The sequence below is a fragment of the Frondihabitans sp. VKM Ac-2883 genome (genome assembly GCF_015350875.1).
Classification (GTDB): domain Bacteria; phylum Actinomycetota; class Actinomycetes; order Actinomycetales; family Microbacteriaceae; genus Frondihabitans.
Genome location: NZ_JADKSF010000002.1, coordinates 194,407 through 212,788 on the forward strand (window position 1 = coordinate 194,407; position 18,382 = coordinate 212,788).

General features: G+C 68.9%; 13 protein-coding genes. 3 read left to right on the forward strand and 10 right to left on the reverse strand.

Features of this window, described 5'->3' with window-relative positions:
- Window positions 1-2: 2 nt before the first annotated feature.
- Genes ITJ49_RS04435 through ITJ49_RS04450 form a run of 4 tightly spaced genes read right to left on the reverse strand, consistent with a single transcriptional unit; the run spans window position 3 to window position 5,675 of the window.
- Entirely contained in the window at window positions 3-2,477 is a 2,475-nt protein-coding gene (locus tag ITJ49_RS04435; RefSeq protein ID WP_194601908.1) for a glycoside hydrolase family 3 N-terminal domain-containing protein, read from the reverse strand.
- A complete protein-coding gene (locus ITJ49_RS04440; protein WP_194601911.1) occupies window positions 2,474-3,346 on the reverse strand; it encodes a carbohydrate ABC transporter permease in 873 nt (290 codons plus the stop codon). Before ITJ49_RS04440 ends, ITJ49_RS04435 begins: the two co-directional genes overlap by 4 nt.
- Entirely contained in the window at window positions 3,343-4,362 is a 1,020-nt protein-coding gene (locus ITJ49_RS04445; protein ID WP_194601914.1) for a carbohydrate ABC transporter permease, read from the reverse strand. The genes ITJ49_RS04440 and ITJ49_RS04445 overlap by 4 nt, the downstream gene beginning before the upstream one ends.
- 8 nt (window positions 4,363-4,370) lie before the next feature.
- On the reverse strand, window positions 4,371-5,675 hold the full coding sequence (locus ITJ49_RS04450) for an ABC transporter substrate-binding protein (protein ID WP_055960526.1): 1,305 nt from the start codon (window positions 5,673-5,675) through the stop codon (window positions 4,371-4,373).
- Window positions 5,676-5,833: 158 nt separating this feature from the next.
- Here ITJ49_RS04450 and ITJ49_RS04455 point away from each other — a divergent pair, with 158 nt between their 5' ends.
- The gene (locus tag ITJ49_RS04455) at window positions 5,834-6,928 is read left to right on the forward strand and encodes a LacI family DNA-binding transcriptional regulator (protein WP_370544368.1); all 1,095 of its coding nucleotides are present in this window, start codon (window positions 5,834-5,836) and stop codon (window positions 6,926-6,928) included.
- On the opposite strand, the gene ITJ49_RS04460 is transcribed toward ITJ49_RS04455, so the two are convergent.
- On the reverse strand, window positions 6,898-8,097 hold the full coding sequence (locus ITJ49_RS04460; RefSeq protein WP_194601916.1) for a Gfo/Idh/MocA family protein: 1,200 nt from the start codon (window positions 8,095-8,097) through the stop codon (window positions 6,898-6,900). The two genes, ITJ49_RS04455 and ITJ49_RS04460, sit on opposite strands and share 31 nt — an antisense overlap.
- Window positions 8,098-8,338: 241 nt before the next feature.
- Here ITJ49_RS04460 and ITJ49_RS04465 point away from each other — a divergent pair, with 241 nt between their 5' ends.
- On the forward strand, window positions 8,339-10,927 hold the full coding sequence (locus ITJ49_RS04465; RefSeq protein WP_194601919.1) for a lamin tail domain-containing protein: 2,589 nt from the start codon (window positions 8,339-8,341) through the stop codon (window positions 10,925-10,927).
- Window positions 10,928-11,008: 81 nt separating this feature from the next.
- Here ITJ49_RS04465 and ITJ49_RS04470 read toward each other — a convergent pair whose 3' ends face one another.
- The 4 genes from ITJ49_RS04470 to ITJ49_RS04485 all read right to left on the reverse strand — a co-directional run bounded on the left by ITJ49_RS04470 (window position 11,009) and on the right by ITJ49_RS04485 (window position 15,907).
- Window positions 11,009-11,479 carry a MarR family winged helix-turn-helix transcriptional regulator gene (locus tag ITJ49_RS04470; protein ID WP_194601922.1) on the reverse strand — a complete coding sequence of 157 codons (471 nt, stop codon included), beginning with the start codon at window positions 11,477-11,479 and terminating at the stop codon, window positions 11,009-11,011.
- Window position 11,480: 1 nt separating this feature from the next.
- Complete coding sequence (locus tag ITJ49_RS04475) at window positions 11,481-13,235, reverse strand: MDR family MFS transporter (protein WP_370544369.1); 1,755 nt, start codon at window positions 13,233-13,235, stop codon at window positions 11,481-11,483.
- A gap of 156 nt (window positions 13,236-13,391) precedes the next feature.
- The gene (locus ITJ49_RS04480; protein WP_194601925.1) at window positions 13,392-14,483 is read right to left on the reverse strand and encodes an SDR family oxidoreductase; all 1,092 of its coding nucleotides are present in this window, start codon (window positions 14,481-14,483) and stop codon (window positions 13,392-13,394) included.
- A 173-nt stretch (window positions 14,484-14,656) separates the two neighbouring features.
- A complete protein-coding gene (locus tag ITJ49_RS04485; RefSeq protein WP_194601927.1) occupies window positions 14,657-15,907 on the reverse strand; it encodes an MFS transporter in 1,251 nt (416 codons plus the stop codon).
- Between the two features lie 125 nt (window positions 15,908-16,032).
- On the opposite strand from ITJ49_RS04485, the gene ITJ49_RS04490 reads away from it, so the two are divergent.
- Window positions 16,033-16,941 carry a tagatose-bisphosphate aldolase gene (locus ITJ49_RS04490; protein WP_194601930.1) on the forward strand — a complete coding sequence of 303 codons (909 nt, stop codon included), beginning with the start codon at window positions 16,033-16,035 and terminating at the stop codon, window positions 16,939-16,941.
- A 99-nt stretch (window positions 16,942-17,040) separates the two neighbouring features.
- Here the strand turns inward: ITJ49_RS04490 and ITJ49_RS04495 are convergent, their stop codons facing one another.
- Window positions 17,041-18,360 carry an FAD/NAD(P)-binding protein gene (locus ITJ49_RS04495; RefSeq protein ID WP_194601933.1) on the reverse strand — a complete coding sequence of 440 codons (1,320 nt, stop codon included), beginning with the start codon at window positions 18,358-18,360 and terminating at the stop codon, window positions 17,041-17,043.
- Between the last annotated feature and the right edge of the window lie 22 nt (window positions 18,361-18,382).

Consider the following 18,382-nt stretch of genomic DNA (forward strand, 5'->3'; position numbering starts at 1 on the left):
GACTAGCCCTGGCGCTCGACCGTCCAGGTCACGATCCGAGGATCCGCAGCGGTCACCTCGTGCACGTCGCCCGAGATTGTCAGGCGGGCGCGTTTCGTGGCCAGCCCGGCGATCTCGGTGGCGGCGACCCTGCGCTCGTTCACGATCACCCCGCCCGTCGTCTCGTCCACCGCGTCAGGAGCGCCGCCGAGCGTCTCGGTCGCCCCGGCGTGCGAACCCACCCAGATCTCGGTGTCTCCCGGCTCGACGATGCGCACGAGGCGCCGATCGCTGAAGGCGAAGCGCGCTGTCGGCACGGTGAAGACGACTCGCACCGACTCCCTCGCGGCGAGGTCGACCCGGGCGTAGGCGAGAAGCTGTACGACGGGCCGCGTCACGGAGCCCCGCAGGTCGCGACCGTAGAGCTGCACGATGTCGGTGCCCGCCCGGGCGCCCGTGTTCGTCACCGTCACTGCGGCATCGAAGAGCCCGCCGGCGGGCACGCTGCCGGGCACCTCGAGGTCGGCGTAGTCGAACGAGGTGTACGACAGGCCGAAGCCGAACGGCCGCACCGGTGTCGAGTCGGCGGAGGTCACGTCGGATGCGCCGCCGAGCGGCGGGTGCAGGTACGTCGCCGGTTCCGCCCCGGCTGACCGCGGAAGCGAGATCGGCAGACGGCCCGACGGGTTGACCGCCCCGACGAGAACGTCGGCGAGCGCGAGCCCCCCGCCCTCCCCCGGGAAGAACGCCTGCACGACGGCCGCGGGCCGCGTTGTCGATTCTCCGTCGAGAGCCCAGCCGATCGCGTAGGGGCGACCGGTGATCAGCACGAGCACGACGGGCGTGCCGGTGGCGACGAGGGCTTCGACGAGCTGGCGCTGCACGCCGGGCAGCTCGAGCGACTCGACGTCGTTTCCTTCGCCGACGGTGCCGCGCCCAAATAGTCCCGCCTGGTCGCCGACGACGGCGACGACGACGTCGGCCTCGCGGGCCTGCGCCACAGCTTCGTCGAAGCCCGAGGTGTCGGTTCCCTCGACGTCGCAGCCGCGGGCCGATTTCACGTCGGCCTCTGAAGCCCCGGCCGCGTGAAGGGCACCCGGAAGCGCCTCCAGCAGGGTCGGCACGTCGAACCCCAGAGGCAGGTCGGGGTGACTGGCGAGCACGTGATTGGCGAACGAGTAGCAGCCCTGGAGCGCCTCGGCCCGGTCGGCGTTGGGTCCGACGACGGCGATCCGAGGCGAAGCCGATGAGGCGCCACCGACGAGCGGCAGCGTTCCGTCGTTCGAGAGGAGCACGATCGATTCGGCCGCCAGGCGCCGGGCGAGCTCCTGATGGCGAGGCGAGTCGAGGTCGACGCCGGTCGGCGGCTCGTCGTCGTAGACGTCCGGTTCGAGGAGACCGAGCTCCTCCTTTTGCGCGAGCGCCCGGAGCACTGCCCGATCGACATACGCTTCGTCGAAGGCACCGGAGCGAATCCGGTCAGCGAGGGGACTGAGGTAGGCGTCGCCCGTCGGCAGTTCGACGTCGATGCCCGCCTCGAGCGCCAGGGCGGCTGCCTCGCCACGGTCGGCGGCGACTCGGTGCATGACCTCGAGGAAGGCCACGGCGAAGTAGTCGGCGACCACGACGCCGTCGAAGCCCAGGTGGTCGCGCAGGATCCTCGTCAGATAGTCGGCGTGAGCCGCCATCGGAACGCCGTCGATCTCGGCGTAAGAGTTCATCACGCTCCGGGCACCCCCGTCGCGCAGCGCCATCTCGAAGGGCGGCAGAAAGATGTCGGCGATCTCGCGCTGTCCGGCGTGGACCGGAGCGTGGTTGCGCCCGGACTGCGATGCCGAGTAGCCGAGGAAGTGCTTGAGCGTCGCGTGCACGCCGCTGCTCTGGAGCCCGCGGACGTAGGCCGTCCCGACCGTGCCGACCAAGTACGGATCTTCGGCGATGCACTCGTCGACGCGACCCCAACGGGGATCGCGGATGACGTCGAGCACCGGTGCCAGCCCCTGGTGGATGCCGAGCTCGCGCATGGACTCGCCGATGACGGCACCGACCTGCTCGACGAGCTCGGGGTCGAACGACGCACCCCAGGCCAGAGGCGTGGGGAACGTGGCGGCCTTCCAGGCGGCCAGCCCGGTGAGGCACTCTTCGTGGACGAGAGCCGGGACGCCCAGACGAGTCTCGCGCTTGAGACGCCGCTGCTCGCCCCAGAGCCAGGCGGCGCGCTCCTCGGCGTCGACAGGTCGGGTGCCGTATACCCGGGTGTAGTGCCCGATGCCGTTGCGAGTCACCTCCGCGAGGGAGGTCGCGGGAGCCTGATCGCCCGCCATCTCACCCTGCATCGGCGCGACGACGCCGTTCTGGTCGAGCCAGTAGCCGACGATCTGCGCCAGCTTCTCTTCGAGCGTCATCGAGGCGAGGAGGTCGGCGACGCGGCTCGAGACCTCGGGCCAGGCGGGCAGGGAGGCGGCCGGGACCGCACGGATGTCGTCGGTGGTGGTCATCCCTTCACCGCCCCGGTGAGGCCGCCGACGATGCGGCGCTGGAAGATCGTGAAGAAGATCAGAGCCGGAATCATCGACAGCGACGTGAAGGCGAGCACCTTGGCGGTGTCGACCGAATACTGCGAGGCGAAGGCCTGAACGCCGAGGGGCAGCGTGTAGCTGCCCTCGTCGTTCAAGATGAACAGCGGCAGGATGTAGCTGTTCCAGCTTCCGATGAAGGCGAGGATCCCGGTGGTCACGACCCCGGGAAGCGACAGCGGCACGATCATGCGGAAGAAGAAGCCGAGACGGCTCGCGCCGTCGATCGACGCCGCCTCTTCTAGTTCGTCGGGGATGGCGCGGAGGAACGGCACCAGGATGATGACGGTCGTCGGCAGCGCAAACGCGATCTGCGGCAGGATCACGCCGGCCAGGCTGTTCGTGAGGCCGAGGTCTTTGATCAGCAGGTAGAGCGGAGTGATCGCCACCGTGATCGGGAACATGAGCCCGGCGGCGAAGAGGGCGTACATCGCCCCTCGCCCGCGGAACCTGTAGCGCGCCAGGACGAAGCTCACCATCAGGCCGAGCACGACGACGCCGATGGTCGTTGCGAAACCGGCGATCGCCGAGTTGCCGAGCTGCCGCCAGAAGATCGAGCTCGACAGCACGTCGACGTAGTTGCCGATCTCCCACGGGCCGGGAAGGCCCGCGGGGTTCGTCGTGATCTGAGCGTTGGTGCGGAACCCGCCGAGCACGATGTAGAGCACCGGTGCCAAGCTGACGCTGATGAACAGGAGGGCGATGAAGTAGGTCGCGGGAGTGCCGCGCCCACCCGCCTTCTGTCGACCGCGGGAGCGCTGCGCGCCGGCGCGGTAGGTCAGTGCGGTCATTTCTTCGGCCTTTCGGTGAGCGCGCCCGCCGTGTCACGGCTGAGCACGAACCGCTGGTAGATGAGGGCGATGGCGAGCGAGATCACGAACATGACGACGGCGACGGCGTTGCCGAAGCCGTAGTTGCCCGAATTGCGGCCGTTCGCGACCATGTAGGTCGCCATCGTGGAGGTGCCCGCCGTCGAGGCGATGTATTGGCCCCAGATGATGTAGACGAGGTCGAAGAGCTGCAGTGAGCCGATCACCGACAGGAAGGCCCAGATGCGGATCGTCGGCCCGAGCAGTGGGAGCGTGATACTCCGCTGGATCTGCCAGTAGGTCGCCCCGTCGATCATGGCGGCCTCGGAGAGCTCTTCGGGAATGCTCTGCAGCCCGGCGAGGAAGAGGATGACGGCAAAGCCGATGTACTTCCACGAGATGATCACCAGGAGGCTCCAGATGGCGATCTTCGGGTCGGAGAGCCAGTCGCTCTTGAGCGCACCGAGCCCGATGTCGGCGAGCAGATCGTTGACGGCCCCGTTCGTCTGGAGCATCAGGCTCCAGCCGGTGCCGACGATGACCTCCGAGATCACGTACGGAACGAAGATGAGCACGCGGATCAGCCCGCGACCGCGAATCTTCTGGTTCAGCAGGAGAGCCAGCACGATGGCGACCGGACCCTGCACGATCAGCGACAGAACCACGATGAAGCCGTTGTGCGACAGCACTTCGTGAAACGCACTGTCGGTAAAGATGATCTTGTAGTTGTCGAGTCCAACGAAGTCGGTCGGCGGCCCGTAGCCCTGCCACTTGTAGAAACCGTAGAAGGCGGCCATGCCGACCGGAACGATCACGAAGGCGACGAAGACGACGATGGCTGGGCCGGAGAGGACTGCGATCTCGAAGCGCTGGCGCCAGTCGGCCGCCTTCCGCGCCCCGCGCCTCCCGGCGGGGAGCGGCGCGCGTCGCGCACCGCTCCCCGCCGTCGTCGCCTCGGCCGAGGTGGCCGGAGACGGTGTCTTGACGGTGGTGTTCATAGTGGGAGCTATCCCTTGGCCGCAGCCTGGTTGGTGTTGTCGATGATGTCCGACACCGAACCCTGACCGGCGAGCAGATCGACGACCCCGGTGTTCAGGGCGTTGCCGACGTTCTGGCCGTAGAGGGTGTCGAGGTACTGCGACACGTAGGGCGCCTTCGTGTAAGCCGCGAGAACCGACTTCAGGTAGGGCTCGGTGATGACCGACTGGGCGTCTTTGTTCACGGGAATCGTGCTGAACGCCTTGTAGTAGGCCTCCTGCGCATCCTTGGTGACGATGTAGTTCAAGAACTCGGCGCAGGGGCCCTTGGGGGCCTTCGTCGCGCACGAGAACCCATCGAGACCACCCATGAGGGCCGCCGGGTCGCCCTGGCCACCCGAGATCGTCGGGAACGGGAAGAAGCCGAGGTCAGAGAGAGGCTTCTGGTCGGGCGTCAGCGACGAGATGACTCCGGGATCCCACGAACCCATGAGTTCCATCGCGGCCTTGTGGTTTGCCACGAGGCCGGCCGAGCTGCCCGCACCCTGCTGCGCAGCGGTGGTCAGGAAGCCGTCGTTGAAAGGCTTGGTGTCGTTGAAGGCCTTGACGTCGTCACCCGCCTTGGTCCAGCACTCGTCGTCGAACTTCAGCGACTTGGCCGTCGCGTTAAGGGTGTCTTCGCTGCATTCGCGAAGGGCGAAGTTGTAGTACCAGTGCGCAGCGGGCCAGGCGTCTTTGGCGCCGACGGCGACCGGAGCGACGCCCGAGGCCTTGAGCTTCGTGATGTCGTCGTTCAACTCGTCGAGGGTGGTCGGAGTGTCGGTGATTCCCGCTGCCTTGAAGAGGTCTTTGCTGTACCAGATGCCCTCGGGGAGCACGTCGACCGGCATCGCGTAGGTCTTGCCGTCGACCTCGTAGCCCTTGAAGGTTCCGGCGCTGACGGCCGCCTTGGTAGCCGAGTCGATGGATCCTGAGATGTCTTGGATCTGACCGGCCTGGATCATCGCGTTCATCTTGCCGCCGCCGCGCTGGAGGAAGATGTCCGGCCCGCCGCCCGAGTTGAGGGCGGTCTGCAGCTTGCCGTCGAGGTCTTCGTTCTGAATGGCCTGGACGTTGATGGTGATCTTCGGGTGGGAGGCCTCGAAGTCTTTGACCGTCTTCTCCCAGTAGGCCTTGCCGGGGCCGGTGGTCGAGTTGTGCCAGAAGGTCATCGTGACGTTGCCGTTTGCGTCGCCCGAGCCACCGGCTCCGGACGAGCAGGCGGTGGCGAGTAGTGCTGTTCCGAGAGCGAGTCCGATCGCGCTCGCAACCCTGATTCGGTTTTTCCTCGTCATTGCGGAAGCTCCTTGGTGGTCGTCGTTGACTGGCGGCTTGGAGTGCCGCCGAAAAGAGGATGCCACTTTGACGACGAGCTTGTCAATCGATTTCGATATCGATTTCTATCTCATCCAATCGACCATCCAAGGGCCTGCAAACCACTACCGTGAGCAGTGTGGAAAACGATGTCGAATTCGTCGCCCCGCCGGGCCGCGTCACGATCAAAGACGTGGCACGCGCGTCGGGGGTCTCGGTACCGACGGTCTCCAAGGTCGTCAACGGCCGCGACGGGGTGGCGTCGGCCACCTCCCAGCGCGTCCTGGCGATCATCGACGAGCTCGGCTACGAGACCTCGCTCGTCGCGAGCAGCCTCCGCCGGAGCCGCACGAACGTCATCGGCATCCTGGTCACCGAGTTCGAGCCGTTCTCGGCAGAACTGCTGCAGGGCATCTCCTCGGCCGCGACCGGCACCGGCTACGAGCTCCTCGCCTACGCCGGACTCGTCGGAGCCGAGACCCAGCCCGGCTGGGAGCGCCGCTCGCTGTCACGCCTCGGCGGCACCCTGATCGACGGCGCGATCGTCGTCACGCCCACGACCCTGATGTCGAAGCTGTCGATCCCGGTCATCTCGATCGACCCGCACACCGGCCCCGAGGGCCACGCCGCCATCGACTCCGACAACGTCGGCGGCGCCCGTGCCGCGACGGAGCACCTCATCGGGCTCGGGCACCGACGGATCGCCCACGTCCGGGGCCGCACCGGCCTCGCGTCGGCCGAACTGCGCGAACGCGGCTACCGCCAGGCTCTCGACGAGGCGGGCATCCCGTTCGACCCCGCACTGGTGCAGGTCGGTGGCTACCAGACCGCCCTCACGACCGATGCCGCCTTCCGCCTGCTCACGACACGCGACCGCCCCACGGCCGTCTTCGCCGCCAACGACAGCTCGGCCATCGGGGTACTCGAGGTGGCGCATCGGCTCGGAATGCGCGTGCCCGACGACCTCTCGGTCGTGGGTTTCGACGACATCCCCCAGGCGGCGAACGCGAAGCCGCCTCTGACCACGGTGGCCCAGCCCTTGCACGACCTGGGGGCTCGGGCTCTCGAGCTGCTGCTCCAGCTGCTCGACGGCAAGGCGATTCCGCAGCACGTGCAACTTCCGGCCTCGCTCGTCGTGCGGGCGAGCACCGGGCCGGTGCCGACGTCGCCGTCCGCGGCCGCGTCCTCGCCTGGGCCCGCGCGTCAGCCCAGGACCGGCGCCGGAGCGTCGTAGGTCAGGGGTCCGTCGACTCGGGGCACGTCGTGCCAGGCGCCGTCGGCGAGCGACGCCTCGGCCGCCTCGACGATGGTCGCCGTCGCCAGCCCGTCAGCCACCGAGGGAGCGAGCTGCTCGCCGGTCAGCACACTCTTCACGAACTGCGCCGCCTCGATGGTCTTGAGGTCGTCGAACCCCATGCCGGTGCCGCCGCCCGGCTGGAACCGGCCGAATTCGCCCTGGCCCGGCGAGAGGTAGATCGTCGTGTAGCCATACTCGGGCGCGTCGTCGAGGCAGACCTCGAGTTCGTTCAGACGCTGGAAGTCCCACCGGATCGACCCGGTGGTGCCGTAGACCTCGAGGGCGTACTCGGCGCGCGGGCCCCGCACGACGCGGCTCGAATCCATCGTTCCGACCGCTCCCGAGTCGAAGCGGAACAGCAGGGCCGCGTAGTCCTCGTTCTCGACAGCCTTCAGTGCACCCGTGCCGGCGGCAGAGCGGTCGACGACCCCGGCTCCGGGGGCCGGCCGGTCGGTGATGAAGGTCTCGGCGAGCGCCGTCACGCTCGAGATGCGACCGGCGACGTACTGGGCGAGATCGAGGCCGTGCGAGAGCAGATCGCCGAGCACCCCGGATCCTGCCCTTTCGCGCTCGAACCGCCAGGTGAGTGGCGCCAGCGGATTCGACGAATAGTCGGCGAGCAGGGTTCCGCGCACGTTCGTGACGCGTCCGATGCGTCCGTCGCGCACGAGCGTGCGCATGTGCTCGACGGCGGGGGCGTGCCGGTAGTTGAAGCCGACCGCGGTGACGACGCCTGCGGCAGCGACGGCCTCCGCGATCTCTCGTGAGTCGGAGGCGTAGCGCCCCATCGGCTTCTCGATCCAGAACGGCTTGCCCGCTTTCGCGGCGGCGACGGCCATCTCACGGTGCAGAAAGTTGGGTGAGCAGATCGACACGACATCGACCTCAGGATCCGCGAGCACCTCGTGGTAATCGGCGACCGCGCGCTCGAACCCCAGCCGCGACACCGCCTCGCCGCGAGCCTCGGCCACGGGGTCGGCTGCGACCACGAAGCGGGGCACGACGTCGAGCTCGGGGAAGTGGTCCGGGAGCGCGCGATACGCCCGGGAGTGGAGGCGGCCCATCCACCCCACGCTGATGAGGCCGACGCCGAGGGTCGTGGTCATGGAGCTCCTTCGCTTGTCTGTCGACGGTATCGAGTCGACCATGTAATAACAACCTGACACGCTCTCGTGTCGAACGCTGCACCACCCACACACCGCCTTTCGGAACGGACACCGCCTTTCGACCGCGTCCCGCCCGAAACCCGGTGTCGGGATCCGCCGACACCTACGTTTCATCTTTGAGTCACGAACCATTTTGTTCGGTCAGCGACGATGGCCGCTCCCATCACTGAAACGGACCACCATGCGCCCGCCTCTTCTTCGCGCCGGAGCCCTGACGCTCACCGGCACGCTAGCCCTCAGCGGCCTCGTCCTCCTCACGGCAGCTCCCGCCTCCGCCGCGACGAGCGACATCGTGATCAACGAGATCGAATCGACCGGTGGCTCTCCCGACGACTGGATCGAGCTCGGCAACCCGACCGGCAGCGCGATCGACGCGAGCGGCATGATCTTGCGCGACAACAAAGACACCGACACCTTTGTGCTGCCGACGGGTTCGCTCATCGCGGCCGGCGGCTACCTCACCGTCGACACCGTGACCGCCACGACGCCCGACGGCTTCGACTTCGGGCTCGGCGGCGCCGACTCGGTACGCCTGTTCCAGGCGGACGGCACGACGCTCGTCGACTCGTATGCCTGGACGACGGCCGCAGCGACGACCTACGGGCGCTCCCCCGACCTCACGGGCAGCTTCGCTGTGACCTCGGCGTCGACGAAGAACGCGGCGAATGCCTTCGAGACGGCCGTGCCGGATCCTGAGCCGACCGACCCGACCGACCCCGCCGACCCAACACCCACCGACCCGACCGACCCGACACCGGCCGACCCCGCCGCGAACGCCGACGGCCTCTCGATCAACGAGGTCGAGTCGAACGGCGACGACACCGACTGGGTCGAGGTCATCAACACCTCCGACACGGCGCTCGACCTCTCGGGCTACGGCTTCGTCGACAGCGATGCCAGCCACGCGAAGTACCGTCTTCCGGCCGGATCGATCGTCGACCCCGGCGACTACTTCGTGATCGACCAGGCGACGACGACCGAGCCCGAGGGCTTCGACTTCGGCCTCGGAGCGGCCGACTCGGTCAGCCTGTACGACCGCGCCGACGCCCTGGCCGCGACGTATTCGTGGACCACGCACAGCCTCGTCACCTACGGCCGTTGCCCCGACGGCACCGGCGACTTCACCACCACGACGACCTCAACCAAGGGCGATGCGAACAACTGCTCGTCGCCGGTACGCATCAACGAGGTCGAGTCCAACGGCGGCACACCCGGCGACTGGGTCGAGCTGACGAACATCGGTGCGGCGAGCGTCGACGTGTCGGGCTACGTGTTCCGCGATAACAAAGACACCGACTCGTACGCCGTTCCGGCCGGCACGACGATCGCCCCGGGCGCCTTCGTGGTGCTCGACGAGAAGACCGACAGCACGCCGAACGGCTTCGACTTCGGTCTCGGGGGTGCCGACTCCGCGCGCCTCTTCCTCGCCGACGGCACGACCCTCGTCGACTCGTACGACTGGACCGAGCACGCCGCGACCACCTACGGCCGGAGCCCCGACGGAACGGGTGACTTCGAGACCACCTCCGAGCCCAGCAGGGGCAGCGCGAACCTCTTCGACGGCGCGGCCGTGGCCGAGCAGTGGCCTGGCAGCCCCGACGAGACACCCCTCGACGACGAGTCGACCTACACCGGCGACCTGTCCGGCCTCGACTACGAGCCGTCCGGCTCGGCGGCCGACGGCACCATCTGGGGCGTCGAGAACGGCACCGGCCGGCTCTACAAGATCGTCTCGGACGGCGCTGGAGGCTGGGCTCCGGCCACGACCGCTGGCTGGGCGGGCGGCAAGGTGCTGCACTACGCCGACGGCACCGGCACGGTCGACGCCGAGGGCGTCACGGTGGCCGACGACTCCTCCGCCGGCGGCATCTACGTCTCATCCGAGCGCAACAACGACGTCTCGGGCACCAGCCGCCCGTCGGTGCTCCGCTACGATCCGTCGACCTCGGCAACCGTGCTGAACGCGACCGCCGAGTGGAACCTCGCTGCCGACTTCCCGACGATCGGCGCGAACGCCGGGCTCGAGGGTGTCACCTGGATTCCCGACTCGTTGCTCACCGACGCGGGCTTCGCCGACGAGAGCACCGGCGCCGAGTACGACCCGGCCGACTACGCCGGTCACGGCGACGGACTCTTCTTCGTCGGCGTCGAAGGCACCGCGAGCGTCTACGCCTACGCGCTGATGTCGGACGGCTCGTTCCGGCGCATCGCCTCGATCCCCACGACGTTCGGGGTCGTCGCCGATGTGCAGTTCGATGCCGATCTCGGGCAGCTGTGGGTCGTGTGCGACGACGCGTGCGCGGGCCAGACGGCGTTGTTCTCGATCGACTCCGCCGGATCCTTCGTCCAGGACACCCTCTACAACGCCCCCGCGAACGCCGACCCGGCACTCGCGAACGAGGGGTTCGCGATCGCCCCGGCAGCTACCACCGTCGACGGCGCCCGACTGACCTTCTACGCCGATGACAACGACACCGACGGGTTCTCGTTCCGCGTGGGGTCGTTCCCGTCGGAGCCGCCGACCACGCCGGGTGACGGCGCAGGCGACGGCGACAACGGCGGGTCGGGTGACGGTTCGGGTGACGGCGACGTCGTCTCAGGAACCGCAGGATCCGGCGGCACCGCCACTGACCCCGACGCCGCAGCCGCAGCACCGACCGCCCTCGCCTACACCGGCTCCGAACCGGCGCCGCTCGCGGCTCTCGGCGCCCTGCTGCTCGCACTCGGTGTCGCGTCGCTCGTCGCGGTGCGCCGCCGACGGGCCGCGTAGCCGCCCAGGGCGTGACACCACTTTCCGCTCAGGACACCGCCGATGAGTGGTGTCCTGAGCGGAAAGTGGTGTCACGCGGGGCTACGCCTCGTTCAGCTTCGCGAGCAGGCGAATCAGGTCGCTCAGTTCGCTGGCCTCCCACTGCGAGAGGCGGTCGCGGAACTCATCGCGCTCGAGCGTCTTAAGGGCCTCGACCCGGGCGACGGCGACCGGCGTTGCATGGATGATGACTGCGCGGCGGTCCGCCGGATCCTGCTCTCGGGTGACGAGCTCGAGCAATTCGAGCTGGTGCAATTGCCGGCTGAGCATGCTCTTGTCGAACCCGAGGGCGTCGGCGAGGTGCGTGGCTCCGGTCGGGCCGAGATTGATGAGCGTCACGATGGTGCGGTACCCGGACGGCTGGAGCGACGGGTCGATCTCGGTCGCCCGCTGACGCAGGCGCTGACGGTACGCGTCGAACAGAAGACCGAACTGCTGCTCGAGGCGGTCGGCCTCGGCTCCGGCCGCGCCACCCACCGGCGAACCGGCGGGCGACGGGCGATCGAGAGTCATGTCAGGAGTGTGACGCACGGGCCCCGACACGCTCCTGGGAATCCGCGCTGACCGAACCGTCGTCGGTGGTCTCGGCGGCGTGCGCCCCGTGACTCCGGTCGACGTCGTCGACGCCGGCCGACCCCTGGGCCGAGGCCCCGAGAGTGCCGCCGTCGGTGTCGCCGTCGGCATCGCGCTCGGCGACCGTCTTCGAGGTGAGCTCTTTGTTGGGCATGAAGACCACGGCGAGAACGAGCAGGATCGCGATCGGTGCGGCGATCAGGAACACATTCGCCACGGCCTGGCCGTAGGCCGACTCGATGATCTGACGCACTCCGTCGGGGAGGCTGCTGACCGCGGGAATGGTGCCGCTGGACAGCTCTTTCGCGACGGCCGCTCCCTTGTCGCCGAGGCCGGCGATGGCCTTGCCGAGCTCGGCCTGCTTGCCATCGAGGAGGGTGGTGACGCGGTTGCCGAGCACGGTGCCGAGGATCGAGACGCCGAGCGCACCACCGAGCGAGCGGAAGAACGCGACGCCGGCCGAGGCCGCACCGATGTTCTTCGGCTCGGTCGTGTTCTGCACGACGAGCACGAGGTTCTGCATGACCATTCCGACGCCGGCACCGGTGATGAACATGAAGACAGCGACCAGCGGGTAGAAGGTGTTGTACTGGATCGTGCCCATGAGGGCGAGGCCGACCACGAGTGCGATCGATCCGACGACCATGAACGGCTTCCACTTGCCGAAGCGGGTGATGAGGTTTCCGGCGACGGTCGACGAGATCAGCAGACCGCCGATCATGGGGATAGTCAGCAGACCCGACTGGGTCGGCGTTGCACCGCGAGCGAGCTGCATGTACTGCGCGAGGTAAACGGTGGCGCCGAACATCGCGATGCCGACGGCGATCGAGCCGATCACGGCGAGCGAGAAGGTGCGGTTCTGGAACAGCGTCATCGGCAGGATCGGCTCGACGGCGCGACGTTCGATGAGCACCGCGGCGACCAGGAGGATGACGGCGCCGATCACCATGACGAACGACGTCACCGAGATCCAGTCGAAGTTCTTGCCGGCGAGAGTGACCCAGATGAGCAGCAGCGAGACACCGCCGGCGATCGTGATGATGCCGGGGTAGTCGATCGAGACCTTGCGCTTCGGCATAACACGGAGCTTCAGCGTGAGCTGCAGCACGATGATCGCGGCGACGGCGAAGGGCACGCCGACGAAGAAGTTCCAGCGCCACCCGAGGGTGTCGGTGAGCACACCGCCGATGAGCGGGCCACCGACCGTGCCGACCGCGAGGACGGCCCCGAAGTAGCCCATGTAGCGGCCACGCTCACGCGGGCTGATGATGTCGGCCAGGATGATCTGGCTGAGGGCCGTGAGGCCACCGGCGCCGAGACCCTGCAGCACGCGGAACGTGATGAGCGTGCCGGGGTTCTGCGAGAAGCCGGCGAGGGCCGAGCCCAGTACGAAGACGACCAGTGCGAGCTGGATCAGCAGCTTGCGGTTGACGAGGTCGGCGAGCTTTCCCCAGACCGGGGTCGAGACCGTTGTGGCCAGCAGGGTCGAGGTGACGACCCAGGTGTAGGCGCTCTCGCCGCCCTTGAGGTCGGAGATGATCTTGGGCAGCGACGTGCTGACGACGGTCGACGCGAGAATGGCGACGAACATGCCGAGGAGGAGGCCCGACAGGGCCTCCATCACCTGGCGGTGCGACATGGCGGCGGGTGAGTCGGAGCTGAGCGCTTCGGCCTTTCCGCTCGGTGCGTGTGACATTCGGTAACTCCAGTGGTGAGTGCGGGGGCGCGACACTGAGCCCAAATGGTTGACTTGCGTCAATCATCCGCTTGTCGTTGACCGTTGTCAACTAATCACTGCAGACCGTGCACGAATTCTCGAAGCCACGGGAGACCAGGATCCTCGGCTACCCGATCACGGGATCAGGCGCTCGGCCCGGTACCGCTCGAAGAGCTCGGCGAACGCCCGCTCGGTGCGCTTGAACGACAGGAATCCGGCCTCGCGGCTCTTGCCCATGTCGGTGACGACCTCCATGGCGCGGCCGAGATCCGCATCGGTGTGCCACCACGACGCGAGGCGTGAGATGTCGGCCTCGGCGAGGTCGTACTTCTCGGCAATCGCGGGCCAGGCCGACTCGTGCTCGCGCATCTGCTCCTCGAGGGGACGGGCTTCCCCCTCGAAGCCGACGACGCGCGCCGGGTCGACGCCGAGGCGAGCGGCGAGGCGCGGCCACATCCAGCGCCAGCGGAACACGTCGCCGTTGACGATGTTGAATGCCTCATCGGCGCCGTTCGGCGAGGTGGACGCCCACACCATCTGCTCGGCGAGAACGCCCGCGTCGGTCATGTCGGTGAGGCCGTTCCACTGCGCCTCGCTGCCGGGGAACACGAAGTCGAGGCCGAGCTCGTTCGCCAGCGTCGCCTGGACGGCGATCGTCGATCCCATGTTCATGGCGTTGCCGACGGCGTAGCCGATCACGGTGTGCGAGCGGTGCACCGACCAGGTGAAGCCCTGCGTCGCGGCAGCGGCGAACAGCTCGTCCTCCTGGGCGTAGTAGAAGTTCGGGGTGTCGAGGCGAGGCTCCTCCTCATGGAAGGGAGTGTCGGGCATCTCGCCCGCGGCGTAGGCCTCGAATGGTCCGAGGTAGTGCTTGAGACCGGTGACGAGCGCGACGTGCTGCAGCGGTGCGTGCGCGAGAGCCGCCAACAGGTCGCGCACCATGCCGCCGTTGACCGCGATGTTCTCGGCCTCGGTCGCCTGGCGCTGCCACGCCGTGAAGAAGACGTGGGTGGGGCGTTCGTCGGCGAGGGCGGCGGTGAGGCTCGCGGGGACGCGGAGGTCGGCGGCGATCCCCCGGACGCCAGGCGCGGAGGACGCGCGGCGCGACAGCGCCAGCACCTCCCAGCCCTCGGCGACGAGCTGCTCGACGAGCGCAGATCCGGTGATGCCGGAGGCGCCGACGACGAGCGCGGTGCGGGTGGACGGGGCGTTTTCGTTCGAGACCATGCAGGGCCCAACGACGGGGACGCTGACGTATTCCGACGCATGTCGTTGAGGGGCGTCTGCCGGCTGGTGGCCGCCGAGTGCCGAGTGCCGCCTATTGCCGCGGCGGCGGGCACGAGGCCGGCATTCGGCGGCACTCGGCAAGCCAGGGCGGGCACAGGGCAGGGCGGCAGTGCTCAGCGACGAGAACGCGGCGGCAACACCGTGCGGATCGATCCGGTCGTGTTGAGGCTGAGTTCACGATGCGGCTTCGACGGGAACCCCTGCCGTGCGACGACGAGCACGACAAGGGCCGCGGCGCACACGACGGCGCCGGCAACCGGGAGGACTGCGGGGCCGCCGAGCGCGAGGCCGAGACCACCGGCAGCCGATCCTACGGTGATCCCGACGTTGCTCGTGCTGTTGACGAAGGCGCCCGCAACGCTCGGCGACGCGATGCCGGTACGGATGGCCGCGGTCATCATGAAGGTCCCGACGCCGGCGAACGCGATGTTCCACAGGCCGATCGCGCCCAGCGCGGGCAGCCCGGATCCGATCGACGCGCTGAGCAGGAGGAGTGGGCTCAGGATCCCGAGACTTCCTACGATCGTCGAGACGTGCATTATCGCCCCCAGCCGCGGGCGTCGGTCGACCAACGCACCCGAGGCGAGAAGTCCCACGACGCTCACCAGGCCCAGGGCGAACAGCACCGGGCTGACGCGGTCCCCGGTGATGCCGGCGACTCGCAGCAGGCTGGTGATGTAGGTGTAGACGAAGTGCTGGCCGACGAAAAGAAGCGTGTTGACGGCGCCGACCGCGATCAGCCCGGCGCGCCACCAGGCCCGCTGCGAGATCGTTCCCGTGATCGGGGCGAGGCTGCCTTCGACGCTCGGCAGGAAAATCGCCACAGCGACACCCAGCAGCGCTGCCGCGAGCGCCATGACCACGAAGGCGGTCCGCCAGTCGAGGGCCACGCCGATGCCCGTGGCGATCGGAACACCGAAGATGCTGCCGAGCGAGCCTCCGGCGAAAGCCACGGTCATGGCGCGCCCGACGAGGTGGGGCGCCACGAGGCGGGCCGCGTAGCTCGTGACCACCGAGTAGAACACCGCGTGGCCGATACCCCCGACGGCGCGACCGGCGAGGATCACGGCGAAGTCGCTCGATGCGGCCACGATCAGGTCGGAGACGGCGTAGCAGGCGATCGTCGCGACGAGCAGCCATTTGCGCGGGAACCGGTCGGTGGCGCGCGCGAGCGGGACGGCGAGGATGGCGACGCAGACGGCGAACACCGACACGGTGAGACCGGCCGTGCCCACGGGGACGCCCGCGCTGGCCGCGATCTCGGGGAGCAGACCCACCGGGAGCAGCTCGGAGGTGATGGCGATGAAGGTCGAGAGCGTCAGGGAGATGAGGCCTGTGGCGGTCGCGCGCCGGGAGTAGGGCATAGGAGTCAAGGCTAGCGGTCGAGCGGCGAATCCCAGTGTTTCCTTGCCATGTCATCGAAGTCATGCTTCACTGATGTCATCGGTGACATGCTCCGCGACGAAGCGGCCCGAAGAAGGAGAGAGCAATGACGATCGACACCCTCACCACCAACGACCTGACCACTCAGGAGCGCCGCGGACTCGCCGCGATCTCGACTCCCGACGGGCACATGCTCATCGTCGCGGCAGACCAGCGCAACAGCATGAAGGCCGTGATGCAAGACGCCCCAAACGGCACCTCCGCCATCACGACCGAGGAGCTCGCCGAGGCGAAGGCCGACCTCGTCCGCCACCTGGCCAATCACGGTCCCGCGATCCTGCTCGACCCCGAGGTCGCCCTCCCGGCGATCCCGGACCAGGGCGTGCTCGCCCGCGACACCGCCCTCGTCGTCGGGCTCGACGCCTCGGGTTTCGAGACCGTCGACGGGCTCAAGTACACGAACTACGTCCCCGGCATGAACCCCCGCCGAGTCCGCGAGCTCGGCGGCGACGTCGCCAAGATGCTTTGGTACACCCGCCCGGACAAGCAGGGCCTCGACGACCGCGTGGCCGACGAGATCCGCTCCCTCACCGCCGAGTGCGCCGCCGAGGGCATCCTGCTGATCGTCGAGCTGCTCACCTACCAGCTCGAGGGCGAGACCGACGAGGAGTACGCGGCTCTGTTCCCGACGCTCGTCGCCGACGGGGCACGCCTGGCCGTTGCCTGCGGTGCGAAGATCCTGAAGCTGCAGTACCCCGGATCCTCGGCCGGTGCCGACCTCGTCACCGATGCGGCCGCCGGAGTACCGTGGGCGGTGCTGTCGGCCGGCGTCGACCACGAGACGTTCATCGTGCAGGTGCGCGACGCAATGGCACACGGCGCCGCGGGCGCCATGGCTGGTCGTTCACTCTGGAAGGACGCCCTGTCGGTCGACCCGACGAAGCGCCGCGAGCTACTGAGCACCCGAGCGCTTCCGCGCCTTCATGAGCTGCGCGCCGCCGTCGACGGCGAGTAGCGCCCCTCGACTGCGCGCGGCGCCCGTCGAGTGCCGCCGAATGCGCGCAACGCGGCCCCGCAGCCGGCATTCGGCGGCACTCGGCACCACCCACCACTGCTAGGCCGGCAGCACCCGCTCGGCGATCCGCGTCGCCACCAGTCGCACCTCGGGCACGGCGACTGTCTCCCACAGCGCGCCCTTCAGCGCGGCGCCGATCGCGAAGAGCCGCGTCGAGACTCCGCCGGCCGCCCCCACGAGAGCACCCGAGGCGTCGGCGTCGAACCCGAGACCCGCAGGATCCGGCACGACCGCCCCGGCCGACAGCAGCCCATCGACGAGCGGGCTCCAGCCGGGCGCCGCTACCGAGTTCGGCCCCGTGCAGTTCACCGCCACGTCGAATTCCTCGCCCGAGACGTCGGCCGAGAGGGTCAGTGTGCCGGAGTCGATGAGCGCCGACAGCTCCGCCCAGACCGACTGCGCCATGCGGTGCCGGTGCACGTCCCAGCGCCGGGCGACGTGCGCGACGAAGCGCTTCCGGTCGGCCGCATCGAGGGCCTGCCAGAGCGCATGGATCTGCGGTCGCACGCCGTCGAGCACCGGCTGCCACGGCTCGCCGGCCGCCGAGGCCGTGCGGAGCTGACGGCCGAACTCGCGCAGGAGGCCCGGGAGCCGAGGGGCCTCGCCGCTCGACACGAACCCGGGCCAGGCCGGCACCGGTGCCACCAGATGCACGGCCGGCAGCAGCAGGTGCCTGCTCGTCGCTGTCATGACCACACCGGGGTGCCGCCGCGCGAGCGAGGTCGCGATGTCGATCGTGGTGAGCCCGGTGCCGATCAGCAGCACCCGGTCGGTCGCCCGGATCCCGTCGAGTGCGCCACGAGCCCACGGATCGTCGACGGTGCGGCCGACACCGGCTGTCGGCACCCTGACGCGTCCCGGGGGCGGGTTGCCGAGCGCGAGCACGACGACGTCGGCCTGGAGTTCGGTGGCGTCGGCCAGGGTGACGGCCGAGCGTCCGCCGACGTCGACCACGGAGACGGCCTCGCCCTGCACGGCCGTGACTCCCGACGCGGGGTCGTCGAGCAGCGCCTGGAACGCGCCCGCCACGTAACCGCCATAGACCTGCCGGGGGATGAAGGATCCCGCGCTGGCTTCCGACCCGTCGACGTCGCGCCAACCCATCTCGTCGAGGTGGGCCAGGAAGCCGCCCTGTTCGGCCGACGACAGACTCATCGCCGACGCCGGGCTGTTGAGACGGTGATGCGCCTCGGCACGGCCGTAGGCGAGGCCGAGCCCGACGGGGATGTCGCGGGCCACGACCGTGACTTCGGGGGCCGGCAGCCCGAGCGCGGCGGCGCGCTCGCGCAGGGCGACGGTCACGAAGACGGAGGCCGCGCCGCCGCCGACGACGAGCACGGAGGGGGAGGAACGGGGCACGGAGGAGCCTTTCGCTCGAGGG

Excerpts from the sequence above, each read along its gene's own strand:
- ITJ49_RS04465 (WP_194601919.1), top strand. The coding sequence starts at position 8,339 with ATGCGCCCGCCTCTTCTTCGCGCCGGAGCCCTGACGCTCACCGGCACG.
- ITJ49_RS04480 (WP_194601925.1), bottom strand. The coding sequence starts at position 14,483 with ATGGTCTCGAACGAAAACGCCCCGTCCACCCGCACCGCGCTCGTCGTC.
- ITJ49_RS04435 (WP_194601908.1), bottom strand. The coding sequence starts at position 2,477 with ATGACCACCACCGACGACATCCGTGCGGTCCCGGCCGCCTCCCTGCCC.
- ITJ49_RS04470 (WP_194601922.1), bottom strand. The coding sequence starts at position 11,479 with ATGACTCTCGATCGCCCGTCGCCCGCCGGTTCGCCGGTGGGTGGCGCG.
- ITJ49_RS04460 (WP_194601916.1), bottom strand. The coding sequence starts at position 8,097 with ATGACCACGACCCTCGGCGTCGGCCTCATCAGCGTGGGGTGGATGGGC.
- ITJ49_RS04475 (WP_370544369.1), bottom strand. The coding sequence starts at position 13,235 with ATGTCACACGCACCGAGCGGAAAGGCCGAAGCGCTCAGCTCCGACTCA.
- ITJ49_RS04485 (WP_194601927.1), bottom strand. The coding sequence starts at position 15,907 with ATGCCCTACTCCCGGCGCGCGACCGCCACAGGCCTCATCTCCCTGACG.
- ITJ49_RS04490 (WP_194601930.1), top strand. The coding sequence starts at position 16,033 with ATGACGATCGACACCCTCACCACCAACGACCTGACCACTCAGGAGCGC.
- ITJ49_RS04450 (WP_055960526.1), bottom strand. The coding sequence starts at position 5,675 with ATGACGAGGAAAAACCGAATCAGGGTTGCGAGCGCGATCGGACTCGCT.
- ITJ49_RS04440 (WP_194601911.1), bottom strand. The coding sequence starts at position 3,346 with ATGACCGCACTGACCTACCGCGCCGGCGCGCAGCGCTCCCGCGGTCGA.
- ITJ49_RS04445 (WP_194601914.1), bottom strand. The coding sequence starts at position 4,362 with ATGAACACCACCGTCAAGACACCGTCTCCGGCCACCTCGGCCGAGGCG.